Origin of the sequence: Streptomyces sp. NPDC005017, assembly GCF_042873115.1 — a bacterium.
In the GTDB taxonomy this organism is placed as follows: Bacteria; Actinomycetota; Actinomycetes; order Streptomycetales; family Streptomycetaceae; genus Streptomyces.
Genome location: NZ_JBIALD010000007.1, coordinates 87,781 through 111,181, shown reverse-complemented (window position 1 = coordinate 111,181; position 23,401 = coordinate 87,781). Strand labels below are relative to the sequence as shown.

20 protein-coding genes are annotated in these 23,401 nt (G+C 72.3%); 15 read left to right on the top strand and 5 right to left on the bottom strand.

Features of this window, described 5'->3' with window-relative positions:
• Window positions 1-7 precede the first annotated feature (7 nt).
• Both ACFYR0_RS12955 and ACFYR0_RS12950 read right to left on the bottom strand, forming a co-directional pair.
• On the bottom strand, window positions 8-1,390 hold the full coding sequence (locus ACFYR0_RS12955) for a ferric reductase-like transmembrane domain-containing protein (RefSeq protein ID WP_386377157.1): 1,383 nt from the start codon (window positions 1,388-1,390) through the stop codon (window positions 8-10).
• A gap of 119 nt (window positions 1,391-1,509) precedes the next feature.
• Entirely contained in the window at window positions 1,510-2,097 is a 588-nt protein-coding gene (locus ACFYR0_RS12950; RefSeq protein WP_389325730.1) for a pyridoxamine 5'-phosphate oxidase family protein, read from the bottom strand.
• 148 nt (window positions 2,098-2,245) lie between these two features.
• On the opposite strand from ACFYR0_RS12950, the gene argH reads away from it, so the two are divergent.
• From argH to ACFYR0_RS12930, 4 genes are all read left to right on the top strand, one after another.
• Window positions 2,246-3,682 (top strand): argininosuccinate lyase, encoded by a 1,437-nt coding sequence (gene argH, locus ACFYR0_RS12945; RefSeq protein WP_389325727.1) that lies wholly within the window; start codon window positions 2,246-2,248, stop codon window positions 3,680-3,682.
• Window positions 3,683-4,231: 549 nt separating this feature from the next.
• Window positions 4,232-5,203 (top strand): aldo/keto reductase, encoded by a 972-nt coding sequence (locus tag ACFYR0_RS12940; RefSeq protein ID WP_389325724.1) that lies wholly within the window; start codon window positions 4,232-4,234, stop codon window positions 5,201-5,203.
• A 110-nt stretch (window positions 5,204-5,313) separates the two neighbouring features.
• Window positions 5,314-5,865, top strand: a complete 552-nt coding sequence (locus ACFYR0_RS12935) for a TetR/AcrR family transcriptional regulator (RefSeq protein WP_389325721.1) — start codon at window positions 5,314-5,316, stop codon at window positions 5,863-5,865.
• Complete coding sequence (locus ACFYR0_RS12930) at window positions 5,862-7,385, top strand: MFS transporter (protein WP_389325718.1); 1,524 nt, start codon at window positions 5,862-5,864, stop codon at window positions 7,383-7,385. The genes ACFYR0_RS12935 and ACFYR0_RS12930 overlap by 4 nt, the downstream gene beginning before the upstream one ends.
• Window positions 7,386-7,486: 101 nt before the next feature.
• On the opposite strand, the gene ACFYR0_RS12925 is transcribed toward ACFYR0_RS12930, so the two are convergent.
• Entirely contained in the window at window positions 7,487-8,158 is a 672-nt protein-coding gene (locus ACFYR0_RS12925) for a lysophospholipid acyltransferase family protein (protein WP_386377164.1), read from the bottom strand.
• A gap of 376 nt (window positions 8,159-8,534) precedes the next feature.
• Between ACFYR0_RS12925 and ACFYR0_RS12920 the strand changes: the two genes are divergently transcribed.
• The 3 genes from ACFYR0_RS12920 (at window position 8,535) to ACFYR0_RS12910 (ending at window position 10,831) form a co-directional block, all read left to right on the top strand.
• On the top strand, window positions 8,535-9,707 hold the full coding sequence (locus tag ACFYR0_RS12920) for a glycerophosphodiester phosphodiesterase (RefSeq protein ID WP_389325714.1): 1,173 nt from the start codon (window positions 8,535-8,537) through the stop codon (window positions 9,705-9,707).
• Window positions 9,708-9,783: 76 nt separating this feature from the next.
• Complete coding sequence (locus tag ACFYR0_RS12915) at window positions 9,784-10,290, top strand: RNA polymerase sigma factor (protein WP_389325711.1); 507 nt, start codon at window positions 9,784-9,786, stop codon at window positions 10,288-10,290.
• 43 nt (window positions 10,291-10,333) lie between these two features.
• On the top strand, window positions 10,334-10,831 hold the full coding sequence (locus ACFYR0_RS12910; protein WP_389325708.1) for a GNAT family N-acetyltransferase: 498 nt from the start codon (window positions 10,334-10,336) through the stop codon (window positions 10,829-10,831).
• A gap of 66 nt (window positions 10,832-10,897) precedes the next feature.
• Here the strand turns inward: ACFYR0_RS12910 and ACFYR0_RS12905 are convergent, their stop codons facing one another.
• Window positions 10,898-11,338: a hypothetical protein gene (locus ACFYR0_RS12905; protein ID WP_389325705.1), complete on the bottom strand. Its 441-nt coding sequence runs from the start codon at window positions 11,336-11,338 to the stop codon at window positions 10,898-10,900.
• A 1-nt stretch (window position 11,339) separates the two neighbouring features.
• Window positions 11,340-11,699, bottom strand: coding sequence for a hypothetical protein (locus tag ACFYR0_RS12900; RefSeq protein WP_386377169.1), 360 nt, complete (start codon window positions 11,697-11,699; stop codon window positions 11,340-11,342).
• Window positions 11,700-11,792: 93 nt separating this feature from the next.
• On the opposite strand from ACFYR0_RS12900, the gene ACFYR0_RS12895 reads away from it, so the two are divergent.
• The 8 genes from ACFYR0_RS12895 (at window position 11,793) to cobA (ending at window position 23,366) form a co-directional block, all read left to right on the top strand.
• The gene (locus tag ACFYR0_RS12895; protein ID WP_389325702.1) at window positions 11,793-12,440 is read left to right on the top strand and encodes an HAD family hydrolase; all 648 of its coding nucleotides are present in this window, start codon (window positions 11,793-11,795) and stop codon (window positions 12,438-12,440) included.
• Between the two features lie 419 nt (window positions 12,441-12,859).
• Complete coding sequence (locus tag ACFYR0_RS12890; RefSeq protein WP_389325699.1) at window positions 12,860-13,903, top strand: methionine ABC transporter ATP-binding protein; 1,044 nt, start codon at window positions 12,860-12,862, stop codon at window positions 13,901-13,903.
• A complete protein-coding gene (locus tag ACFYR0_RS12885) occupies window positions 13,900-14,637 on the top strand; it encodes a methionine ABC transporter permease (protein WP_389325696.1) in 738 nt (245 codons plus the stop codon). The genes ACFYR0_RS12890 and ACFYR0_RS12885 overlap by 4 nt, the downstream gene beginning before the upstream one ends.
• 100 nt (window positions 14,638-14,737) lie before the next feature.
• On the top strand, window positions 14,738-15,568 hold the full coding sequence (locus ACFYR0_RS12880) for a MetQ/NlpA family ABC transporter substrate-binding protein (protein ID WP_389325693.1): 831 nt from the start codon (window positions 14,738-14,740) through the stop codon (window positions 15,566-15,568).
• A gap of 170 nt (window positions 15,569-15,738) precedes the next feature.
• Window positions 15,739-16,377: a GNAT family N-acetyltransferase gene (locus tag ACFYR0_RS12875; protein WP_389325690.1), complete on the top strand. Its 639-nt coding sequence runs from the start codon at window positions 15,739-15,741 to the stop codon at window positions 16,375-16,377.
• Window positions 16,378-16,508: 131 nt separating this feature from the next.
• Window positions 16,509-17,729 (top strand): precorrin-6y C5,15-methyltransferase (decarboxylating) subunit CbiE, encoded by a 1,221-nt coding sequence (gene cbiE, locus ACFYR0_RS12870; RefSeq protein ID WP_389325687.1) that lies wholly within the window; start codon window positions 16,509-16,511, stop codon window positions 17,727-17,729.
• A 347-nt stretch (window positions 17,730-18,076) separates the two neighbouring features.
• Window positions 18,077-21,862: a nicotinate-nucleotide--dimethylbenzimidazole phosphoribosyltransferase gene (cobT, locus tag ACFYR0_RS12865; RefSeq protein WP_389325684.1), complete on the top strand. Its 3,786-nt coding sequence runs from the start codon at window positions 18,077-18,079 to the stop codon at window positions 21,860-21,862.
• 277 nt (window positions 21,863-22,139) lie between these two features.
• A complete protein-coding gene (gene cobA, locus ACFYR0_RS12860) occupies window positions 22,140-23,366 on the top strand; it encodes a uroporphyrinogen-III C-methyltransferase (RefSeq protein ID WP_389325681.1) in 1,227 nt (408 codons plus the stop codon).
• The last annotated feature ends 35 nt before the right edge of the window (window positions 23,367-23,401 follow it).

The following is a 23,401-nucleotide window of genomic DNA, read 5'->3' as shown; positions in this document are numbered from 1 at the left end:
GACGGGGTCACATCTCGAAGGACTCGTGGTGGATCCGCCGGGCCGGGACACCCGCGTCCCGCAGTGCCTGGTACACCGACCGCGCGAACCCGGTCGGCCCGCACATGAACACGTCGTGGCGCTCGACGTCGGGGATCTTGCGCTGGAGGGTCTCCGCGGAGATGTCCGGCCGTTCCCCGTCCGGGCTGTTCACCGCGTACATCAGCCGCGCCCCGCGCTCGTCGGCGATCGCCGCCAGCTCGCTCCACAGCGCCAGGTCCTGGGTGCTGTTGGCCCGGTAGAGCAGGGTGATGTCCCCGGCGGCGCCGGGCAGCGTCTCGAACAGAGCCCGCATCGGCGTGATGCCCACCCCGCCCGCGACCAGCAGCACCTTGCCGCGGCTGCGCCGCTGGGCGGTCAGCGCCCCGTACGGCCCCTCGGCCCAGACCCGGGTGCCCGGGGTGAGGTCGCGCAGCCGGGAGCTGTGGTCGCCGATCGCCTTGACGGTGATCCGCAGCAGACCGGGCCGGGGCGCCGCCGACAGCGAGTACGGGTGGGAGCTGAACCGCATGCCCGGCGCGAGGAACCGCCAGCGGAAGAACTGGCCCGCCTCCGCGCCCATCCGGTGCAGCTTGCGCCCGCTGATCAGCACGGACACGATGCCCGGCGTCTCCTCGATCACCGCCTCGACCCGCATCCGGTGCCGCAGGTTCAGCCGGACCGGCGTCAGCACCCGGTACCAGATCATCAGCGCGGTGACCCCGGCGTACAGCCCGGTCCAGACGGTCTTCGCGATCGGCTGCACGGCGAAGTCGTTGCCGGTGGCGATCTGGTGCCAGAACGTCAGGAACACCGCCGCGTACGTCAGCAGATGCACGTGGTACCAGGCGTCGTACGGCAGTCTGCGCCGCACCCCGCCGACCGAGACCAGTCCGATGAGCAGCAGCAGACCGGTACCGATGGCGGCCTTGCCCATGTCGGGCAGCTCGGTCACCGACTCCACCGTCTGCGCGACGATGTCGCCGAAGCCGCGGCCGGACTGGAGGGCGTACCCCCACATGGTGAGCACGACATGGGCGATGACGAGGCAGAGGGTGTACCGCCCGCTCATGGCGTGCCAGCGCGCGACCCGGTCGGACCCGACCCGTCGCTCGAGAGCGGGCACCCGGGCCATCTGGAGCACCACCAGCGCCATCAGATAACCGGCGATCAGCCCGGTGATCCGGCCCGCGTTCAGGATCCAGCCGGCCCGGTCGGCCACGGCGGGCGTGTTGTCCCACCACAGCCAGAGCACGGCGGCCGCGCCCGCCCACAGGCCGAACAGCAACGGCACCGCGGGCGAGCGGCGGGGCCGAATCCGACGCATGGTCTGCCGCCTGGCGGCCCGACCGCTTGCGAGGGTCGTGGTCACGGTTCCTCCGGGAGCGGGGACTTGTGTCTTCCCTGGGCCCTGAGATACGCAAGGGAACGCCGAGCCGTTCAGCGACCACCGCGGGACGTGGCCACCCGGACGTGTCTACCCGGTTGTGGCTACCCCGGCATGGGCGGCAGCGGCAGGGGCAGCCCCGGGAGGCCGTCGAGGCTCGTGGCGATGTGCTCCTTCTTCTCGAAGTACGCGCTCAGCGAGGCGTCGTCCTCCCGCTCGAACCGCCGCCCGTGCAGATCCCGGTCCTGCTCGTAGGACATGAACGGCACCGCGTACCCGCAGCTGTCCCGGATCACCTCCGCGGTGACCACGACGATCGCCCGCAGCCCGTGGTGCGCCGGATCGATGCCGTCGAAGTGCGCCAGCAGCTCCCCGAACCGGGGGTCGTCCCGCAGCACGGCCTCGCCGTGCCCGTGCACCCGCACGATGTTCGGCGGCCCCTGGAAGGCGCACCACATCAGCGTGATCCGTCCGTTCTCCCGCAGATGCGCGACCGTCTCGGCGGTGGAACCGGCGAAGTCCAGGTACGCCACGGTGAGTTCGTCGAGCACGACGAAGGAACCCCTGAGACCCTTGGGGGAGAGGTTGACGGTGCCGTCCGCCGCCAGCGGGGCGGTCGCGGTGAAGAAGAGCGGCTGCTCCTCGATGAAGGTCCGGAGCCGGCCGTCTATGCGTTCGTAGGTCTTTCCCATGATCAAGGATTCTCCGGGGACACGGAACCTCTGTCCCTCGGATATCGCCACCGGCCGGGAACGCCCCGCCACGACCACCGACTTTGACGAATCATGCAAAGGTCTGCATACTCATGCATACCAACGGCGACATCCTAGGAGCAGTGCAGTGAGCAGCAGCAGCGGTGACGTACGGCTCTGGGGCGGTCGTTTCGCCGACGGTCCCGCCGAGGCCCTGGCGAAACTGTCCGCGTCCGTCCACTTCGACTGGCGGCTCGCCCCCTACGACATCGCCGGTTCCCGTGCCCACGCGCGCGTGCTGCACAAGGCGGGCCTGCTCACCGAGGACGAGCTGACCCGGATGATCGCGGGCCTGGACCAGCTGGAGGCGGACGTCGCCGACGGCTCGTTCACCGGGACGATCGCCGACGAGGACGTCCACACCGCCCTGGAGCGGGGCCTGCTGGAGCGGCTCGGCCCGGACCTCGGCGGCAAGCTGCGCGCCGGCCGCTCCCGCAACGACCAGGTCGCCACGCTGTTCCGGATGTACCTGCGCGACCACGCGCGCGTCGTCGCGGGCCTGATCGCCGAGCTCCAGGACGCGCTGATCGGTCTCGCCGAGGCGCACCCGGACGTGGCGATGCCCGGCCGCACCCACCTCCAGCACGCCCAGCCGGTGCTGTTCGCCCACCATGTCCTGGCCCACGTCCAGGCCCTGTCCCGGGACGCCGAGCGGCTGCGCCAGTGGGACGAGCGCACGGCGGTCTCGCCGTACGGCTCCGGCGCCCTCGCGGGTTCCTCGCTCGGCCTGGACCCGGAGGCGGTCGCCGCGGACCTCGGCTTCGAGCGCGGCAGCGTCGGCAACTCCATCGACGGCACGGCCTCGCGGGACTTCGTCGCCGAGTTCGCCTTCATCACCGCGATGATCGGGGTGAACCTCTCCCGGATCGCCGAGGAGGTCATCATCTGGAACACGAAGGAGTTCTCCTTCGTGACCCTGCATGACGCCTTCTCGACGGGCTCGTCGATCATGCCGCAGAAGAAGAACCCGGACATCGCCGAGCTGGCCCGGGGCAAGTCCGGCCGCCTCATCGGCAACCTCACGGGCCTGATGGCCACGCTCAAGGCGCTCCCGCTCGCCTACAACCGCGACCTCCAGGAGGACAAGGAGCCGGTCTTCGACTCCATCGACCAGCTCGAGGTACTCCTCCCCGCCTTCACCGGCATGATGGCCACCCTCACCGTGCACCGCGAGCGCATGGAGGAACTGGCCCCTGCCGGCTTCTCCCTGGCCACCGACATCGCCGAGTGGCTGGTCAAGCAGGGCGTGCCCTTCCGGGTGGCCCACGAGGTGGCGGGTGAGTGCGTCAAGGCCGCCGAGGCCGAGAACAAGGAACTGGACGAGCTGACGGACGAGCAGTTCGCCAAGATCAGCGCCCATCTGACCCCCGAGGTCCGCACGGTCCTCAACGTCCCCGGCGCCCTCGCCTCCCGAAACGGCCGCGGCGGTACGGCCCCCACCGCGGTGGCGACCCAACTCGCCGAACTCAAAACCGACGTCGAGACCCAACACGCCTGGTCCACCGCCAAGACCCCCACCCCATGACCCGCCCCTCCTCCCTCGCCCCCGCGCCCTGAAAGGGCCGCGGGGGAACGACGCCTTGAAGGTGGGCGGGGAACGACGCCCTGAAGGTGGGCGGGGAACGACGCTTTGAAAGGGGCGCGGGGAACTGCGCAATCCCACGGTCAAGGGTCAGCCACAGCCCCACCCAAGCCCCACCCCCAAGGGGCGCGGGGAACTGCGCAATACCCACGCACGCGGTCGCCTAAGGGGCGCGGGGAACTGCGCAAACGACGGTCAGCGGTCAGCCGCAGCCCCACGAAAGCCCCCACCCCCAGGGGGCGCGGGGAACTGCGCAATCCCACGGTCAGCGGTCAGCCGCAGCCCCACGAAAGCCCCACCCCCAAGGGGCGCGGGGAACTGCGCAAACGCCCCCACCACCCGGCACCCGCAAGCCACCCCCCAAGCACCTCGCGGCCGCGAAACCGCCGCCGTCACAACAGAACATCGCGGGTTACGTTGGTCGAGGCCCCACCCGAGCCAAGCCGGAGCCAAGCCCGAGCCAACCGCAGAGCCAAACGAACGGAGCCCGCGATGCCCTTCGCCCGCCTCGCCCAGGCCACCACCCCCACCTGCCACCTAGGCCTGGGCCTGGCCGCGGTAGGCCGACCCGGCTACATCAACCTCGGCCGCGACACCGACCTCCCGGAGGACCGCACGGTCGAAGCCCTGAGGGCCCGCACCCACGAACTCCTCGACGCGGCCTACGCCCAGGGCGTCCGCTACTTCGACGCGGCCCGCTCCTACGGCCGCTCGGAGGAGTTCCTCGCCGACTGGCTGAACACCCACCCCAACGCCGACGACATCGTCATCGGCAGCAAATGGGGCTACACCTACACCGCGGACTGGACCACGGACGCCGAGCACCACGAGGTCAAGGACCACAGCCTCGCCACGTACGAACGACAGCGCGCCGAGACCGACGCCCTGCTCGGCGACCACCTCGACCTGTACCAGATCCACTCGGTCACCCCGGACAGCCCGGCGCTCACCGACAAGACCCTGCACGCCGAACTCGCGGAGGCGGCCGCACGAGGCGTCTCGGTCGGCTTCTCCACCAGCGGCCCGGCCCAGGCGGACGCGATCCGCGCCGCGCTCGCCGTCACGGTCGACGGCGAACCCCTCTTCCGTACGGTCCAGTCCACCTACAACGTCCTGGAGACCTCCGCCGCCCCCGCCCTCGAAGAGGCGCACGACGCCGGACTCACCGTGATCGTCAAGGAGGGCATGGCCAACGGCCGCCTCGCGGACCCGCACGCCCCGGCCGCGCTGAAGGCGGTCGCCGCGGAGAACTCCCTCGGCTGCGACGCCGTCGCCCTCGCCATGGTGCTGCGTCGGCCCTGGGCCGGCGTGGTCCTCTCCGGCGCGGCGACCACCCTCCAGCTCGCCTCCAACCTGCACGCCCCCGTCGTGGACCTCGACGACGAGCAGTTCGCCCGGCTGACCGCGCTCGCCGAGGACCCGCACACGTACTGGGAGCAGCGCAGCCGACTGCCCTGGCACTGAAACACCACGAAACACGGCACCCCCGCACACCACACCCACAACACCGACGGCCATGAGACGCGCGCGCCCACAATGAGACATCAACGTCTCACATGGGCTATGCTCGTCTCATGGCTGTCGACCGTGACCTCGTGCTGCGCACCGCCGCCGCGCTGCTGACCCGCAAAGCGACCGCGACCATGGACGAGGTCGCCAAGGCCGCCGGCATCAGCCGCGCGACCCTGCACCGGCACTTCGCGGGCCGCGACGCGCTCGTACGCGCCCTGGAGTCCCAGGGGATCGCCGAGTGCGAGGCCGCTCTGGTCGCGGCCCGGCTGGACGAGGGCAGCGCGAGCGACGCGCTGCGCAGACTGGCGCGCGAGATAGAGCCCGCGACCGGACTGCTGTCGTTCCTCTACAGCGAGAACCAGCTGTTCGAGGGCGAGGGCCAGAACGAGGGCTGGGCCAGGCTCGACGCCCGCGTCGCGGCACTGTTCCGCCGCGGCCAGGACAGCGGGGAGTTCCGCATCGACCTCAGCCCGACCTGGCTCACCGAGGCGCTCTACGGCCTGTTCGCGGCCGGTGCCTGGGCAGTACAGGACGGCAAGGTCGCCCGCAACGACTTCCAGTTCATGATCGTCGAGCTGCTGCTCGGCGGTGCACTACGGAGAGAGGAATCATGACCAGCACCCTGCGGCCGGCGTCCACGACCGAGGCGGTGAAGCGCCCGGGCCGCTGGCTGGCGCTGTCCGTGCTCGTGCTCGCCGTGCTGCTGGTGGCCGTCGACGCGACGGTCCTCGGTCTCGCGACTCCCTTCATCAGCGAGGATCTCAACCCCTCCGGCACCCAGCTGCTGTGGATCGGTGACGTCTACTCCTTCGTGATCGCCGGTCTGCTCGTCACCATGGGCAGCCTCGGCGACCGGGTCGGCCGCAAGCGCGTCCTGCTGGTCGGCGCCACGGCGTTCGGCGCGATATCCGTGCTCAACGCCTACGCGACGACCCCCGAGATGATGATCGCGGCCCGCGCGCTGCTCGGAGTCGCCGGTGCCACCCTGATGCCGGCCACGCTCGCGCTGATCCGCAACCTCTTCCACGACCCGCGCGAGCGCAGCCTCGCCATCGGTATCTGGGGCGCGACGGCGTCGGCCGGTACGGCCGTCGGCCCGATCGTGGGCGGCTTCCTGCTGGAGCACTTCTGGTGGGGCTCGGTCTTCCTGATCAACCTGCCGGTCATGATCGTCCTGGTCCTCGTCGGCATCAGGACCCTGCCCGAGTCGCGCAACCCCCGGCCCGGCCCCTGGGACCCGGCCAGCGTGCTGCTGTCCCTGGTGGGCATGATCGCCGTGGTGTACGCGGTCAAGGAGGCCGCTTCGCACGGCCCCGGCTGGGAGGCGCTCGCCGTGGGCGCCCTGGGCGCGGCCGCGCTGTACGGCTTCGTACGCCGGCAGCTCACCCTGCCGACCCCGCTGCTGGACATGCGCCTGTTCGCCCGGCGTGGCTTCAGCGGCGCGGTGCTGGCCGACCTGCTGACGGTGCTCGGTATGTCCGGCCTGGTGTTCTTCCTCTCCCAGTATCTGCAACTAGTGCAGGGCAGGCGCCCCTTCGAGGCCGGTCTCGCGGAACTCCCCGCCGCGGTGGGCGCGGTGGCGGCCGGTCTGGTCGCGGGCCAGGTGGCCCGTCGCCACTCGGTGCGCGCGGTCGTCTCCGGCGGTCTCGCCGCGGTCGGCCTGGCCCTGGGCGCCCTGGCGTTCATCGACCAGTCCACCGGCTACCCGATCCTCGGCGCGGCCCTGCTGATCGTCGGCGTCGGCGCGGGCTTCTCGTTCACCGTCACGGCCGACGTGATCCTCGGGTCCGTACCCAAGGACCAGGCGGGCGCCGCGTCCGCAGTCTCGGAGACGGCGTACGAACTTGGCGCGGCCCTCGGCATCGCCCTGCTGGGCTCGATCGTGACGGGCATCTACAAGGGCTTCCCGGCCCCGGCCGGCACCCCTGCCGAGGCCCACGAGTCCCTGGGCGGCGCGGTCGAGTCCGCCACGCACCTCCCCGCCACCACGGCCGAGCCCCTCCTCGACGCCGCCCGCGAGAGCTTCGTCGACGGCCTCGCCTTCGCCTCGGCGGCCGGCGCGACAGTCCTCCTGGCCGCCGCGGCAGCAGCCTGGTTCATGCTCAAGAACCAGACCCTGGAACCCACCGACTAGAACAACGCCCCTCCTCAAGGGGCGCGGGGAACTGCGCGACAAGCTACAGACGACCCGCACACACCCCCCGGCAGCAGCGAACCCCGCCCCACCGCGAAGCGCTACGCGGCCTTCGCCTTGGTCGCGTACATGTCCACATACTCCTGCCCCGACAACCGCATGACCTCGGTCATCACCGAGTCCGTCACGGCCCGCAGCACATACCGGTCCCGGTCCATCCCCTCGTACCGGGAGAACTCCAGCGCCTCACCGAACCGAACGGTGACCCGGCTCGGCCGGGGCATCCCCGCCCCACCCGGCTGGATCTTGTCCGTGCCGATCATCGCGAAGGGCACGACCGGCGCCCCGGTCATCAGGGTCAGGCGGGCGATACCGGTGCGGCCGCGGTACAGCCGCCCGTCGGGCGACCGCGTCCCCTCGGGGTAGATGCCGAACACCCGCCCCTCCTCCAGCACCCGGCGCCCGGTCATCAGCGCGGCCACCCCGCCCTTGCCGCCGTCGCGGTCCACGGGGATCATGCCGACGCCGGTGAAGAACCAGGCCATGAGCCGGCCCTTGAGCCCCTTGCCGGTGACGTACTCGTCCTTGCCGATGAAGAACACCTGCCGGTCGCAGACCAGCGGCAGGATCATCGAGTCGATGAAGGTCACGTGGTTGCCCGCGAGGATGACGGGACCCTCGCCCGGGATGTTCTCCACTCCCTCCACCCGGGGGCGGAACATCAGGCGCATGATCGGACCGAGCACTGCCTTGATGAGGGCGAAGCGGGACAACGGGTCCTCCGGTGTCGAGGTGGACGACGGTGAATTCTGTATGAGTCTGTGCAGGTGAGGACGATACTCGCGGCCACGGGGGTTGCGCACATCGGGTTCACACACGTCTTACGCGAAATTGACCGCTGTTTACCTGCGGCGGCGTCGCGCAGGACGCCCGTAACCCGGCGGCGACGATGTGACGGACATCGCGCGGGACCGTGACCACCGGGTGCCCCGCCCCGGCGGGGCCAAGCCGACGGCCCGTCATTCTCGTCCTCCGGTACGACATTCAGCGTCATCCATGTGTTCCAGCCGGAGTATCCCTCCGGTCATGTCCACGCCCCTACCATCGGCGCGCACACAAGCGACAGGAACGACGGCAAGGAGGCCGCCCATGGGAACGCACGAGTCGAACGAGCCGCAGCCGGCCGGTACCGGACGGCGGGCCCTGCTGGGCGCGGCCGTCCTCGGCGCGGGTGTCCTCGGCCTGTCCGGCACGGCGCGGGCCGCCGGAGCGCCGGGCGGGTCCGTGCAGGGCGGCGGGATCAGGAGCCTGCCGAAGCCGACGATCATCGGCCATCGCGGCGCGAGCGGCTACCGCCCCGAGCACACACTCGGCGCCTACCAGCTCGCGCTCGACCTGGGCGCCGACATCGTCGAGGCCGGCGACCTCGTGCCCACCAGGGACGGTCACCTGGTCTGCCGCCACGAGCCGGAGATCGGCGGCACCACGGACGTCGCGAGCCACCCCGAGTTCGCCGACCGCAAGGTCACCAAGATCCTGGACGGCGTCTCCGTCACCGGCTGGTTCACCGAGGACTTCACCCTCGCCGAGCTGAAGACCCTGCGCGCCGTCGAGCGCATCCCGGCCAACCGCCCGCACAACACCCTCTACAACGGCGTCTGGGAGATACCCACCTTCGAAGAGGTGCTGCTCTGGCAGGACGAGCAGACGCGCAGGCGGGGCAGGCAGGTCTGGATCTACCCCGAGCTCAAGCACCCCAGCTACTTCCGCAAGCTGGGTCTCGGCCTGGAGGAGCGCGTCGCCAAGGTGCTGCACAAGCACCGCAAGGACCGCCGCAACTCGCCGGTGATCCTCCAGTCCTTCGAGCCGACCGGCATCCAGCGGCTGAACAGGCTGGTCGACAACAACCTCGTCGTCCTGCTCTCCGGCGCGGCCACCCGCCCCTGGGACTTCGTCGAGACCGGCGACCCGCGCACCGTCGCCGACCTGGTCAAGCCGGCCGGCCTGCGGGAGATCGCCTCGTACGCCCAGGGCATCGGCCCGACCCTGGACCTGGTCGTCCCCAGGGACGCGGGCGGCAACCTCACCACGCCGACCACGCTGGTGTCCGACGCGCACAAGGTCGGGCTGATCCTGCACCCCTGGACCCTGCGCAACGAGAACCCGTTCCTGCCCGCGAACTTCCGCAAGGGCACCGACGCCGACGCCTACGGCGATGTCTTCGGCGCCTACCGCACCTACTTCGCCACCGGCATCGACGGCGTCTTCACCGACCAGCCCGACACCGGCCTGCTCGCCCGCGAGGCCTTCGTCAACGGCTGAGCACGCCGCCCCTCCTGAAGGTGAACCACCGGCCGTCCGGGCAACTGCCCGCCCGGACGGCCGCGTCGTGCCGCATATGACGCACGACATGCTCACCGCCCTGCGCCCGCTGCTCGCCGCCGAGGCCTCGGCCGAGGCCCATGCCACCGGCACCGAGCCCGGCGACCTGGAACAGGCGGTCTGGCTGCGCCTGCTGGAGCGCCTCGACGCGGACGCCCCGCCGCACCACCCCGAGCGCTGGCTGCGCGCCGCCGTCCGCGCCGAGGCCCGCCGCAGCCGCCGTACGGCCCGCTTCGAGCTGCCGTACGGTACCGAGCCGGCCGACCCGGCCGACCGCGACCCCGAGCAGCAGGTCATCGGCGCCGCGCGGGGACGGGCCCTGCGCGAGGCGGTCGGCCGGCTCCCCGGCCGCTGCCCCCAGCTGCTCGCGGCGCTGCTGTCCTCGGGAGACCTCACCTACCGGGAGATCGCGGGCGAGTTGGGTATCTCACAGGGAAGTCTTGGCCCGGAACGTTCCAAATGCCTGGGATGTCTGCGGCGTTTGCTCACCCGGGAGGTTGCGGCCGGGGGAGCACGGGGATAGGAGTGAGGACTAAAGGCAACAGGTGAGCGGGAGGCGTGCACACATGGGCATGAGCGTGACCATCTCCGAGGCGACCGACCAGGACGTCGAGCAGATCTTCCGGTTGCAGTACCTGTGCTTCCAGAGCGAAGCCGCGCTGTACGGCAACTACCGCATCGACCCGCTCGTGCAGAGCCTGGACTCCGTGCGTCAGGAGGTCGCCGCCGACTGCGTGTTCGTGGCCCGGCTGGGCGACGAAGTGGTCGGCTCGGTGCGCGGCCGGGTCGCCGGGGACGGCTCCGCCGCCATCGGCAAGCTCTGCGTCCACCCCCGCCTCCAGGGCCACGGCATCGGCGCCCGCCTGCTGCGCGCCGCCGAGTCAGCCCTCGCCGCGCAGCGCGGCGCCACCCGCTTCCGGCTCAGCGCCGCCCACCGAAGCGAAGGGGGCCTGCGCCTGTACCGCCGCGTGGGCTACGTCGCCGTGGGCACGGACAAGGGGACGGACGGCGTACCGATGATCATCCTGGAGAAGGCCGCGGGCGACTACGCGGCCACCGCCTGACACCGTCGAGCGCGCGGGGCCGTGCCACGGGCCGCGCCCCGCTCCTCCCCCTGCCGCCGGGACGGCTCAGGCGGTCCGCTGCGACCGCGCCCTGCGCAGCCAGTACATCGCGGACAGCGGCAGCAGGACGGGGATGAACAGATACCCCATGCCGTAGTCCGACCACACGGTCGCGTCGGGGAACGCCGAGGAGTCGGCCAGGGTCCACGTACCGACGGTCAGCACGCCCAGCAGCTCCGCCGCGCAGCACACGAACGCCGCCCTGCGGGCCCTCTCCCCGCCCCGCACCAGCGAGTACGTGATGAACCCGTAGACGAGCCCGGCCACCGCCGAGAGCGAGTAGGCCAGCGGCGCCCTGTCGAAGTCCGTCGAGATCTGCACGGCCGAGCGCGACACCGCGCCCACCACCATCACGCCGTACAGCCAGACCAGCAGCATGCCGGGTCCGCCGATCAGCCGGGCGGGCTTGTCCTGGCCGGTGTTCGCCTCGGCCTCGCCGGTCGTCATCTCAGCCTCCCCAGATGTCGTAGAGCCGTACTTCCAGCACCGCGAGGACGACACCGCCGGCGGTGACCGTGAGCGAGCCCCAGCGGGTGCGCTCCGCCAGCGACATGAACCCCGTCACGGGCACGCACGCGAACGCGCCCAGCAGATACGCCACGAAGATCGTCGTGCCCTGCTCCGGCTTCTCGCCCCGCGCCAGCTGCACGATGCCGATCACCAGCTGGATCAGTCCCAGCACCGACACCACGGCCATCCCGATGAAGTGCCAGTCCTTCGTCGGCTGGTCACGGTAGGCCGCCCAGCCGCACCAGGCGGCGAGCAACAGCGCGGCGACGCCGGTCACCAGCGTCAGGACATCAGACATGCGGCGACCCTATTACGCGGCGGACGGCTCGCCGCAGCCGGGCCCTGACCTCCGGACGCGGGCTCCGGCCGAGCTCGGCATAGGGTCTAGACCATGTTGATCCACACGCGTGCCCTGCTCTTCGACAACGACGGCACCCTGGTGTCCAGCCTCGCCTCGGTGGACCGCTGCTGGGGCCGGTGGGCGGCGGAGTTCGGGATCACCGCCGAGGAACTGGCGCGGGTCGCGCTGCACGGCCGTACCGCCGCCGAGACGGCCGCCGACCTGCTGCCCGCGGACGTCGTGCCCCGGGCCGTCGCGAGGATCGAGCAGCTGGAGGTCGACGACGTGCCCGGCGGCGTGGAACTGCTGCCCGGCACCCGGGCCTTCCTGGACGCGCTCCCGGCCGACCGCTGGGCCGTCGTCACCTCCGCCACCCGCCGCCTGGCCGAGGCCCGCCTGGACGCCGTCGGTATCCGGCCCAAGACCCTGATCACCGCCGACGAGGTCACCCGCGGCAAGCCCGACCCGGAGCCCTATCTGCTCGCCGCACGGCACCTCGGCGTCGACCCCGCCGACTGCGTCGTCTTCGAGGACGCCCCGGCCGGGCTCGCCGCGGGCCGGGCGGCCGGAATGCGGACCGTGGCGTTGGCCACAACCCACCGGCCGGGACAGCTCTCCGCGGACCTCGTCGTGAGGGACCTGTCGGCCTTGTCCGTACTGGTCACCGACGTCGGCGTGGAGATCGCCGTACGCAACTGAGAACGTTTCCACGGCTGTCCACGGCTGTCCACTATGCGGACGGCCGTGTCCGGTCAGAAGCGTCCGTCTGGTTTACTGATCGCATGACCACGACGAGCGACCGCATCTCTGCGACCGGGGCGACCATGACGCCCGGTGCTCGTCGTCTGTGTCTCCACGCGCACATGTGTTGCCCCATGTGCCGAATGTGCGCCTTCTAGAGGGCCCCCGCACCATCTGAGCCTCGCGCCCCGAAGCGAGCGCCCGCTCGTGTCCCACGCACCTGAGATGCCTGGACCGAGCACGCCCCGCGCACAGTTTCTCCCCCGGTTCCACCGCGCCAGCGAGAACCGTGCCGCGATCCGGCTGTTCCCGACCATGCATGCCACGTGCACGGTGCCCACCAGCGCGCCGCGCACTCGACAGTGACGGAAACCCCAGTGATCACCACAACGGGCCTGACCAAGGTCTACCGCTCCCGCGGCCGCGAGGTCACCGCCCTCGACGGCGTCGATCTTCACGTCCGCGAAGGCGAGGTGTACGGCGTCATCGGCCAGTCCGGCGCCGGAAAGTCCTCGCTCATCCGCTGCGTCAACCTCCTCGAACGCCCCACCTCCGGCACGGTCACCGTGGCCGGGCGGGACCTCACCGCGCTCGCCGGCCGGGGCCCGCGCGCGGGCCGGGAACTGCGGCAGGCGCGCAGCCGCATCGGCATGGTGTTCCAGCACTTCAACCTGCTGTCCTCACGCACCGTCCAGGACAACGTCGAGCTGCCCCTGGAGATCCTCGGCCACTCCGGCAGGGACCGCTCCCGCAAGGCGCTCGAACTGCTCGACCTGGTCGGACTCGGCGACAAGGCCAAGGCCTACCCCGCCCAGCTCTCCGGCGGCCAGAAGCAGCGCGTCGGCATCGCCCGCGCCCTGGCCGGCGACCCCAAGGTGCTGCTCTCCGACGAGGCCACCAGCGCGCTGGACCCGGAGACCACCCGCTCCATCCTCCAACTGCTGCGCGACCTCAACCGCCAGCTCGGCCTGACCGTCCTGCTCATCACGCACGAGATGGACGTGGTCAAGTCGATCTGCGACTCGGCCGCCCTGATGGAGAACGGCCGCATCGTCGAGTCCGGCACCGTCAGCGAACTGCTCGCCACCCCCGGCTCCGAACTGGCCGCCGCCCTCTTCCCGGTGGGCGGCGAGGCCACCGGCGAGGACCGCACCGTCGTCGACGTCACCTTCCACGGCGAGGCCGCGACCCAGCCGGTCATCTCCCGGCTGGCCCGCACCTACAACATCGACATCTCCATCCTCGGCGCCGCCATCGACACGGTCGGCGGCCTCCAGGTCGGCCGGATGCGCATCGAACTCCCCGGCCGCTACGAGGACAACGTGGTGCCGATCGGCTTCCTGCGCGAACAGGGCCTCCAGATCGACGTATTGGACACGCTGGGCGACGCGCCCCTGCTGGTGAAGGACGGTGCCCGGTGACCTGGTCGGAGATGCAGCCGCTGCTGGAGCAGGCCTGTACCGAGACACTCGTCATGGTCGGCTGGTCCACCCTGATCGCCGTCCTCGCGGGTCTGCCCATCGGCATCCTGCTGGTCCTCACGGACAAGGGCGGACTGATCCAGAACACCGTGGTGAACAAGGTCACCGGGCAGATCGTGAACGTCGGCCGCTCGATGCCGTTCATCATCCTGATGGTCGCGCTGATGGACTTCACCCGCTGGATCACCGGCACCACCATCGGCAGCGCGGCCGCGATCGTGCCCCTCGCCATCGGCGGCATCCCGTTCTTCGCGCGGCTCGTCGAGACGGCTGTCCGGGAAGTGGACGGCGGTCTCGTGGAAGCCGTGCAGTCGATGGGCGGCAACACCTGGACGATCGTCCGCAAGGTCCTCGTCCCCGAGTCCCTGCCCTCGCTGATCGCCAGCACCACCACGACGGTCATCGCCCTCATCGGCTACTCCGCCATGGCCGGCACGGTCGGCGGCGGCGGCCTCGGCGACCTCGCCGTCCGCTACGGCTACCAGCGCTTCGAGACCGGCCTGATGTGGACCACCGTGGCGATCCTCGCGGTCGCCATCTCCCTCATCCAGTTCGCCGGCGACTACGCCGCCCGCTCCCTGCACCGCCGCGGCGCCCGCTCCGGGCCCGGGCCGAAGCTCCGCCTGCTCAAGGCGAAGGAGCCGGCCACGGCCGACGTCGGCAGGGCCGCGTAGACGAGCCCCCGCGCCCGCCCCGCCCCGCCCCGCCCCGCCCCACAGACTCCCCGTCCCACCCACGACGGGGTCGCACCACCCATAAGGAAAGGCACTTTTCGTGCGTAACACCGCCAAGATCACCACCGCCGTCCTCGCCGCCGGAGCCCTCACCCTCGGACTCTCCGCCTGCGGCTCCGACAACTCCGGCTCCGGTGCCGACGCCGACGGTCCGCTGATCGTCGCCGCCAGCCCGACCCCGCACGCCGAGATCCTCGACTTCGTCAAGGACAACCTGGCGGAGAAGGCGGGCCTCGACCTCGAGGTCAGGGAGTTCACCGACTACGTCACCCCGAACACGGCCACCGAGGACGGCTCCGTCGGCGCCAACTACTTCCAGAACCAGCCGTACCTCGACGACTTCAACAAGAAGAACGGCACCCACGTCGCGCCCGTCGTCACGGTCCACCTGGAGCCGCTCGGCCTGTACTCCGAGAAGGTCAAGAGCGCCGACGCCCTCAAGAGCGGTGCCACCATCGCCGTCCCCAACGACACCGTGAACGAGGCGCGCGCCCTGAAGCTGCTCGCCGACAACGGCCTGATCACCCTCAAGGACGGCGTGGGCAACGAGGCCACCCCCGCCGACATCACCGAGAACCCCAGGAACTTCAAGTTCAAGGAGCTGGAGGCGGCCCAGACCCCGCGCTCCCTCAAGGACGTGGACGCGGCCGTCGTCAACGGCAACTACGCCATCGAGGCCGACCTCAAGCCCGCCCAGGACGCCCTCGTCCTGGAGTCCGCCAAGGACAACCCCTACGGCAACTTCCTCGCCGTCAAGGAGGGCAACGAGAACGACCCGCGCGTCAAGAAGCTCGCCGAGCTGCTGACCTCGCCCGAGGTCAAGAAGTTCATCGAGGACGAGTACGCCGGCTCGGTCATCGCCTCCTTCTGAACCCACTGACGCCCTTTCAGCGGGCGTTCACCGCACCCGGTGTCCCCTCTGCGCGAACGCGTGCGCGAACGGAGGGGCCCCCGGGTGCGGTTCGGTGCTTTCATGCTGCATGCTGGGCAGTTCAGCGGACCTCACGGTTGCGAAGACGTCCCGAGGCTACGGAGCGGCGCATGACGAGCACCTTCCCCAACATCTCCATCAGCACGGAGCGGTTGGTGCTGCGTCCCCTCGACGAGGACGACGTCCCCGCCCTCGCCGAGATGATGAACGACGAACAGATCGCGGCCTGGACCGACGTACCGCAGCCCTTCGGCGAGGACGGCGCCCGCACCTGGATCACCGAGTACGCCCACGCCGAGCGCGCGGCCGGCCGCGGACTCGACCTCGCCGTCACGGAGTTCCTCACCCAGCGCCTGGTCGGCGTCATCCAGCTCGGCAGGACCGACTGGCACATCCGGTCCACCGAGCTGTCGTACATCGTCGCCCCCTGGGCCCGCGGCGAGGGCTACGCCTCCGAGGCCGCCCTCGCCACCGCCCAATGGCTGTTCGGCGACCAGAAGTTCGAGCGCATCGAGATCCGCACCGCCGCCGCCAACACCGCCTCCCAGCAGGTGGCCCAGAAGATCGGCTGCATCAGCGAGGGCGTGCTGCGCAACGCCTGCATAGTCCACGTCCGCGCCGACGACGGCACCTGGACCGACGTCCGCACGGACTTCATCGTCTGGAGCCTGCTCCCCGAGGACCTGGAAGGCGCCGCCGAGCAGCTCGCCGACACCGCGGGCTTCACCGCGTACGCCGACTGGAACTGACCGCCCGCGGCCGCATGCGACAGCCCCGGCCGCACAGCACGAGCAGGTAGGCTCACCAGGTCCGCCCCGCCGCGGGCCACCCCCGACGACGACCCGCGACGACCTGCGAAGACCCCAGGAGACTGACGACGATGGCCGACCGGGTCACGGTGATCGGCTGGGACGGCTCGCCGCTGACCGCGGCGGCACGCGCCGCCCTGGGCGCGGCCACGCTGGTGGCCGGCGCGGCACACCATCTGGCCCTCCCCGAGGTGCCTCCCGCCGCCGAACGCATCCGGCTCGGCAGCGTCGCCCTCGCCGCCCGCCGGATCGCCGGCCACCGGGGCAGCGCGGTCGTGCTGGCCGACGGCGACCCCGGCTTCTTCGGCGTCGTACGCACCCTGCGCTCGCCCGAGTTCGGCCTGGAGATCGAGGTCGTCCCCGCGGTCTCCTCGGTCGCCGCCGCCTTCGCCCGCGCGGGCATGCCCTGGGACGACGCCCAAGTGGTCGTCGCACACCGGCGCACCCTGCGACGCGCGGTGAACGTATGCCGCGCCCACACCAAGGTCGCGGTCCTCACCTCGCCCGGCGCCGGCCCCGCCGAGCTCGGCCTGCTCCTCGCCGGCGTCCACCGCACCTTCGTCATCTGCGAGGAACTGGGCACCGAACGCGAACAGGTCACCGTCCTCACCTCCGACAAGGCGCCCGACCACACCTGGCGCGACCCCAACATCGTCATCGTCATCGGCGGCCGCTCCGGCCCCGGAGCCGCCGCCGAGGACACCGGCTGGCTCGCCGGCCGCGACCCCGCCGCCGGCCCGCGCGGCTGGACCCAGCCCGCCGGCGCCTACGCCGGCACCCTCGGCGAGGGCGAGTCCGACCTGCTGCGCGCCGCACAACTGGCCCGGCTGGGCCCGCGCACCGGCGACCTCGTCTGGGACATCGGCTGCGGCTCGGGCGCGTTCGCCGCCGAGGCCGCCCGCGCGGGCGCAGCCGTCCTCGCCGTCGACCACGACATCGACGCCTGCGCCCGCACCGACGCCGCCGCGCGCCGCTTCGGAGTCCAGCTCCAGATCGTCCGCGGCACCGCCCCGCACGTGCTGGAGGACCTGCCCGAACCGGACGTCGTCCGGGTCGGCGGCGGGGGAGCGGCCGTCGTCTCGGCGGTCGCCGACCGCCGCCCCGCGCGCATCGTCGCCGACGCCGCCACACGCGACGCCGCCGAACGCATCGGCCGCGATCTGACGGAGCACGGGTACGACGTCGAGTGCGCCCTCATCCAGTCCGTGGAGCTCGACACCCGTGCCTGGACGGAGAAGGAGCGGAGCGTCGCGTTCCTGCTGTGTGGAGTGCTGCCGGATCGCTCCCCGTGATCCTGTTGTCGTACCGCGCGCGGTAGGCTGGCCGATCGTTGTACCGCATCTCGGTCGACCGGCACTTCGTCGGTCAATGTCCGGAAAGCGCACCCCTTTTGGGGTGAGTGTGGTACGGCAGAACCGGAGGACGCGCAACGTGGCGCAGTCCACAGCGGACCGTTGCGGATCAAGCTGTCGTGACGGCGGCACGCCAGCGACAATGCCACCGAATGGCTTTGTCGCCTTTTTTGGGCGGGTCGTTCGTGCCGCTGGACACGCACGCTCGTTCTTCACTGTGGGGCGGTCGGTGCGCCGTCCCGGGTGAGCTGGTCGTAGAGGCACTAACCGATGGGCGAGGGGTTCGCATGACCGACACCGGCCAGGTCCCGGGCGAGGGACTGCCGGAGAACGCAGGCACGGTGGAACAGCCGGGCGTTCCCGGGCACGGCGCGTACACCTACCTCGCCGAGTCTCCCGCGGAGGACGAGGACCTGCTGCTGCCCGGCGCCCAGAGCGCCTGGGGCAACGAGGTCGCCCCGCCCGCGCCCGAGCCGGTCGTCGAGACCGTGCACGAGCCGGACCCGCACGAGACGGGCGGCCGCGACAGCGGCTCCGTCGACCTGAGCGGCGTCCGTCTCCCCAACCCCGCGCCGATGGCCGGCCGCCGCCCGCTGCATCTGGGCCCGCCCCTGCCCGACACCTCCGCCAGCCCGGTGCGCTCCCTCGCCGACCGCGGCCCCGCGGGTGCTCCGGTGCGCCAGCCCGGCCCGGAGTACGTCGACGCGGCGCGCGCCCGCGAGACGCCCGCCCAGGGTGTGCCGGTGCCGTCGCAGCCCGGCGCGGTCCCGCAGGCCGCGGCCCAGGCCATGCCCCAGGGCGCGGTGCCGTGGGGTGCCCCGGCCCAGGCGGCCCCCGAGACCGTTCAGGCCCCGGCGTCCGTCCCGGCCCCGGCTCCCGCCCCGGTGGCCGAGCAGGCCGTGGCCGACGCGACGGCCCCCACTGCGGAAACGGTTGCCCCGGCCACGCTCCCCGAGCCGGAGCCGGTGGGCGCGGCCCAGGCCACGCTGGCCCGCCTCACGATCGAGGCGACGGCGGCCGCGCAGGAGCCGGTCGCGTACGAGGCGGAGGCGCCCCGGGCGGCGATCCCCGAGCCCGCTCCGGCTGAGCCCGCTCCGGCCCAGGCCGAGCAGGTGGCAGCGCCGGTAGCAGAGCAGGTCGTGGAGCCCGTCCAGGAAGCCGTCCCCGCGTCGGCCGAGACGCCGGAAGCCGCCGAGCAGGCCACCGAGGAGCCCGCTGTCCTGGCAGAGGCCCCGCAGCCCGAGGGCACTCCGGCCCCCGAGCCCGTCCAGGAAGCCGCCGCGGAGCCCGCCCAGCAGCCCACGGCCCCCGAGCCCACGGCACCCGCTGAGGCCCAGCCCGAGGCTCAGGCCGCCGAGGCCCAGGCCCTCGAGGCCCAGACCCCCGAGCTCGCGCCCACGGAGCCCACCCCGGCCGCTCAGCCCGAGCCGGAACTCCAGCAGCCCGCCCCGGCCGCTGACCCCGCGCAGCGACTCCAGCAGCCCACCCCGGCGGCCCAGCCCGAGCCCGAACTCCAGCAGCCCACTCCGCTCGCCGAGCCCGAGGCCGAGTTCCAGCAGCCCACCGCGGCGGCCCAGCCCGAGGCCGAGTTCCAGCAGCCCATTCCGCTCGCCGAGCCCGTGCCGGAGCCTCAGCAGGCCGCCCCGGTCGCCGAGCCCCCGCAGCCCACCCCCGAACCCGCGGCCGCCGACGGCGAGATCGCCCCGCAGGGGCCGTCCGCACCGGTCGACGAGACCCGCACGGGTGGTGCGGGCGGGAACGAAACGCCCGAAGGCGAAGCCGAGGCCGCAGCGCCCCCACACCCGCTGCCCCCCATCCCCGAAGCCCTCGCGGGCCCCCAGGCGATCCCCCAGGACCTCCAGGCACCGCGGGAGCCCGAGGCGCCCCAGCAGCTCCACGCTCCGCAGGAGCCCGACGCCCCGCAGCAACTCCTCGCCCCGCTGGAAGCCGACGCGCCGCAGCAACTCCCCGCCCCCGAGGCGGTCCCGGCCCTCGTCGCCCAGGAGCCGGCCCCGGCGCAGATCCACCCCGGCACGCTCCCCCTGAACCCCACCCCCACCCCGCTGGGCGAGTTCGTCCCGGTGGAGGGCGCCCCCGTACCGACGACCCCTCACCTCGCCCCCACCCCGCCGCACCCCCTCCAGGTACCGGCCCAGCGCGACACGGCCCCCGAGCCCGAGCAGCCCGTCACGGACCTCGTGCAGCAGGCGGACGACCTCCAGACCCGGGCCGCCGAACAGGAGGACGCGCAGGAGGCACAGGGCGCGCAGCCCCTGGAGGCCCCGCACGCCCAGGAGGTCCAGGAGACCGAAGCCTCCGCCGAGGCAAGGCAGTCCGCCGGCCCTGCCGCCCCCGCGTACGACGACGCCGAGCGCGAGGCCGTACTGAAGGTCATGCGCGAACGCCGCGACATCCGCAACGGTTTCCGCAGCGACCCCATCCCGCACGAGGTCCTGCTCCGCGTCCTGGAGGCCGCCCACACCGCGCCGTCCGTGGGCCACTCGCAGCCCTGGGACTTCGTGGTGATCCGGTCGGCCGACACCCGCCGCACCATGCACGAACTGGCCACGCGCCAGCGCGAGGCGTACGCGAAGTCGCTGCCCAAGGGCCGGGCCAAGCAGTTCAAGGAACTGAAGATCGAGGCCATCCTCGACACCCCGGTGAACATCGTCGTCACCGCCGACCCGACCCGCGGCGGCCGGCACACCCTGGGCCGCCACACCCAGCCGCAGATGGCGCCGTACTCGGCCGCCCTCGCGGTGGAGAACCTCTGGCTCGCCGCCCGCGCCGAGGGCCTCGGCGTCGGCTGGGTCAGCTTCTTCGACGAGCGCGAGATGGTCCGCTCCCTCGGCCTGCCCGAGCACCTGGAGGTCATCGCGTACCTGTGCGTCGGGTACGTCGACGAGTTCCCGGCCGAGCCCGAGCTGATGCAGGCGGGCTGGTCCAAGCGCCGCCCGCTGTCCTGGGTGGTGCACGAGGAGACGTACGGCCGCCGCGCCCTGCCCGGTGAGGAGCCGCACGACCTGCTCGCGGAGACCGTCGCCCAGATCCGCCCGCTGGACGCCAAGGCCCTCGGTGAGGCCTGGGAGCGGCAGAAGCGGATGACCAAGCCGGCCGGGGCGCTGGGCATGCTGGAGATCATCTCCGCCCAGCTGTCCGGTCTGTCCCGGCAGTGCCCGCCGCCGATCCCGGAGCCCGCGGCCGTCGCGATCTTCGCGGGCGACCACGGGGTGCACGCCCAGGGCGTCACCCCCTGGCCTCAGGAGGTCACCGCGCAGATGGTGGCCAACTTCCTCGGCGGGGGAGCGGTCTGCAACGCGTTCGCCAACCAGGTCGGCGCCGAGGTCTGCGTCATCGACGTGGGCGTGGCCGGCGACCTGCCCGCGACCCCGGGCCTGCTGCCCCGCAAGGTCCGCGCGGGCACGTCCGACATGACCACGGGCCCCGCGATGACCCGCGAGGAGGCCAAGCAGGCCATCGAGGTCGGCATCGAGACGGCCCGCGATCTGGTGGCCGCCGGCAACAAGGCGCTGCTGACCGGTGAGATGGGCATCGCGAACACCACCGCGTCCGCCGCCCTGATCTCCGTCTACACGGACACCGACCCCGCCGAGGTGACCGGCCGCGGCACCGGCATCAACGACGAGACCCTCGCCCGCAAGACCGAGGTCGTCCGCCGGGCCATCGAGGTCCACCAGCCCGACCCGGCCGATCCCATCGGGGTCCTGGCCGCCATCGGCGGGTTCGAGCACGCGGCCATCGTCGGCCTTCTCCTCGGCGGCGCGTCGCTGCGTACGCCGGTGATCCTCGACGGGGTGAGCGCGGGCGCCGCCGCCCTGGTCGCCCGGGCCATCGCCCCCGAGGTGCTGGCCGCGTGCATCGCCGGTCACCGCAGCGCGGAGCCGGGCCATGTGGCCGCCCTCAACAAGCTCGGCCTGCGTCCTCTGGTCGACCTCGACCTCCGCCTCGGCGAGGGCACCGGCGCCCTCCTGGCCCTCCCGCTCGTGCAGAGCACGGCACGGGCCATGCACGAGGTGGCGACGTTCGACTCGGCAGGGGTCACAGAAAAGTAGGCCGCACGCGGCGGCTGTGGGCAGGCGTTCCTCCCCCAGTGCCTTAAGGCCTGGGGGGTACCCCCAGGGCGGAACGGGTGGGCACAGCCGCCCACGGACCCGCACGTCCGGGGGTCCGGGGACAGAGCCCCCGGTTTCGGGAAGGGGCGGGCTGGGGGAAGGAAACCCCACCCGCCCGAGCCACCCACCCGGCGCGCCCCGTAAAATCCGCACGTCAGGGCCGCTTCAACGCCGCAGCACGCCCCCGCACCGCCGCCTGTTCGAGGAGCGCACCCCCATGGCCGAAAACCCCGCCTACCCGGTAGGCCTGCGCCTCACCGGCCGCAAGGTCGTCGTCCTCGGCGGCGGCCAGGTCGCGCAGCGCCGCCTCCCGGCCCTGATCGCCGCCGGCGCCGAGATCCACCTCGTGTCCCCCGAGGCGACCCCCTCGGTGGAGGCGATGGCGGACGCGGGCGAACTGACCTGGCACCGGCGCCCGTACGAGAGCGGCGACCTCGCCGAGGCCTGGTACGCCCTGATCGCCACCAGTGACGCGGACGCCAACACCCGGGCCTCCGCCGAGGCGGAGCTCCACCGCGTCTGGTGCGTCCGCTCGGACGACGCCGACGCGGCCACCGCCTGGACCCCGGCGACCGGCCACAGCGAGGGCGTGACGGTCGCGATCCTGACCACCGACACCAGGTCCCGCGACCCCCGCCACACGGCCGCCGTCCGTGACGCGGTCGTCGAGGGCCTGCGCGACGGCACGCTCGTCGCCCCGCACCACCGCACCCGCACCGCCGGTGTCGCCCTGGTCGGCGGCGGTCCCGGCGACCCGGACCTGATCACCGTGCGCGGCCGCCGGCTGCTCGCCGAGGCCGACGTCGTCATCGCCGACCGTCTCGGCCCGCGCGACCTCCTCGCTGAACTCCCGCCGCACGTCGAGGTGATCGACGCGGCGAAGATCCCGTACGGCCGTTTCATGGCCCAGGAGGCCATCAACAACGCGCTGATCGAGCACGCCAAGCAGGGCAAGTCTGTCGTCCGCCTCAAGGGCGGCGACCCGTACGTCTTCGGACGCGGCATGGAGGAGCTCCAGGCCCTCGCCGAGGCGGGCATCCCCTGCACGGTGGTGCCCGGCATCTCCAGCTCGATCTCCGTCCCGGGCGCGGCGGGCATCCCGGTCACACACCGGGGCGTGGCCCACGAGTTCACCGTCGTCAGCGGTCATGTGGCCCCCGACGACGAGCGCTCCCTGGTCGACTGGCCGTCCCTCGCCAGGCTGACCGGCACCCTGGTGATCCTCATGGGCGTCGACAAGATCGGGAAGATCGCCGAGACGCTCGTCGCGCACGGCAGGTCCGCGGACACCCCGGTCGCCCTGGTCCAGGAGGGCACGACGGCCGCGCAGCGCCGGGTCGACGCGACCCTCGCGACGGTCGCCGAGACCGTACGCGCCGAGGAGGTCAAGCCCCCGGCCGTCGTCGTCATCGGCGAGGTCGTCCGGGTCGGGCCCGCGACCTAGACGTAACCCGAGGTAACTCACCCGCTCCCGAGCCG

What these genes read in the sequence shown, in the direction of transcription:
- ACFYR0_RS12895 (WP_389325702.1), top strand. Translation starts at nt 11,793, where the DNA reads ATGTTGATCCACACGCGTGCCCTGCTCTTCGACAACGACGGCACCCTG.
- ACFYR0_RS12910 (WP_389325708.1), top strand. Translation starts at nt 10,334, where the DNA reads ATGGGCATGAGCGTGACCATCTCCGAGGCGACCGACCAGGACGTCGAG.
- ACFYR0_RS12930 (WP_389325718.1), top strand. Translation starts at nt 5,862, where the DNA reads ATGACCAGCACCCTGCGGCCGGCGTCCACGACCGAGGCGGTGAAGCGC.
- ACFYR0_RS12915 (WP_389325711.1), top strand. Translation starts at nt 9,784, where the DNA reads ATGACGCACGACATGCTCACCGCCCTGCGCCCGCTGCTCGCCGCCGAG.
- ACFYR0_RS12920 (WP_389325714.1), top strand. Translation starts at nt 8,535, where the DNA reads ATGGGAACGCACGAGTCGAACGAGCCGCAGCCGGCCGGTACCGGACGG.
- cbiE (WP_389325687.1), top strand. Translation starts at nt 16,509, where the DNA reads ATGGCCGACCGGGTCACGGTGATCGGCTGGGACGGCTCGCCGCTGACC.
- cobT (WP_389325684.1), top strand. Translation starts at nt 18,077, where the DNA reads ATGACCGACACCGGCCAGGTCCCGGGCGAGGGACTGCCGGAGAACGCA.
- ACFYR0_RS12905 (WP_389325705.1), bottom strand. Translation starts at nt 11,338, where the DNA reads ATGACGACCGGCGAGGCCGAGGCGAACACCGGCCAGGACAAGCCCGCC.
- ACFYR0_RS12940 (WP_389325724.1), top strand. Translation starts at nt 4,232, where the DNA reads ATGCCCTTCGCCCGCCTCGCCCAGGCCACCACCCCCACCTGCCACCTA.
- ACFYR0_RS12935 (WP_389325721.1), top strand. Translation starts at nt 5,314, where the DNA reads ATGGCTGTCGACCGTGACCTCGTGCTGCGCACCGCCGCCGCGCTGCTG.
- ACFYR0_RS12900 (WP_386377169.1), bottom strand. Translation starts at nt 11,699, where the DNA reads ATGTCTGATGTCCTGACGCTGGTGACCGGCGTCGCCGCGCTGTTGCTC.
- ACFYR0_RS12950 (WP_389325730.1), bottom strand. Translation starts at nt 2,097, where the DNA reads ATGGGAAAGACCTACGAACGCATAGACGGCCGGCTCCGGACCTTCATC.
- cobA (WP_389325681.1), top strand. Translation starts at nt 22,140, where the DNA reads ATGGCCGAAAACCCCGCCTACCCGGTAGGCCTGCGCCTCACCGGCCGC.
- ACFYR0_RS12875 (WP_389325690.1), top strand. Translation starts at nt 15,739, where the DNA reads ATGACGAGCACCTTCCCCAACATCTCCATCAGCACGGAGCGGTTGGTG.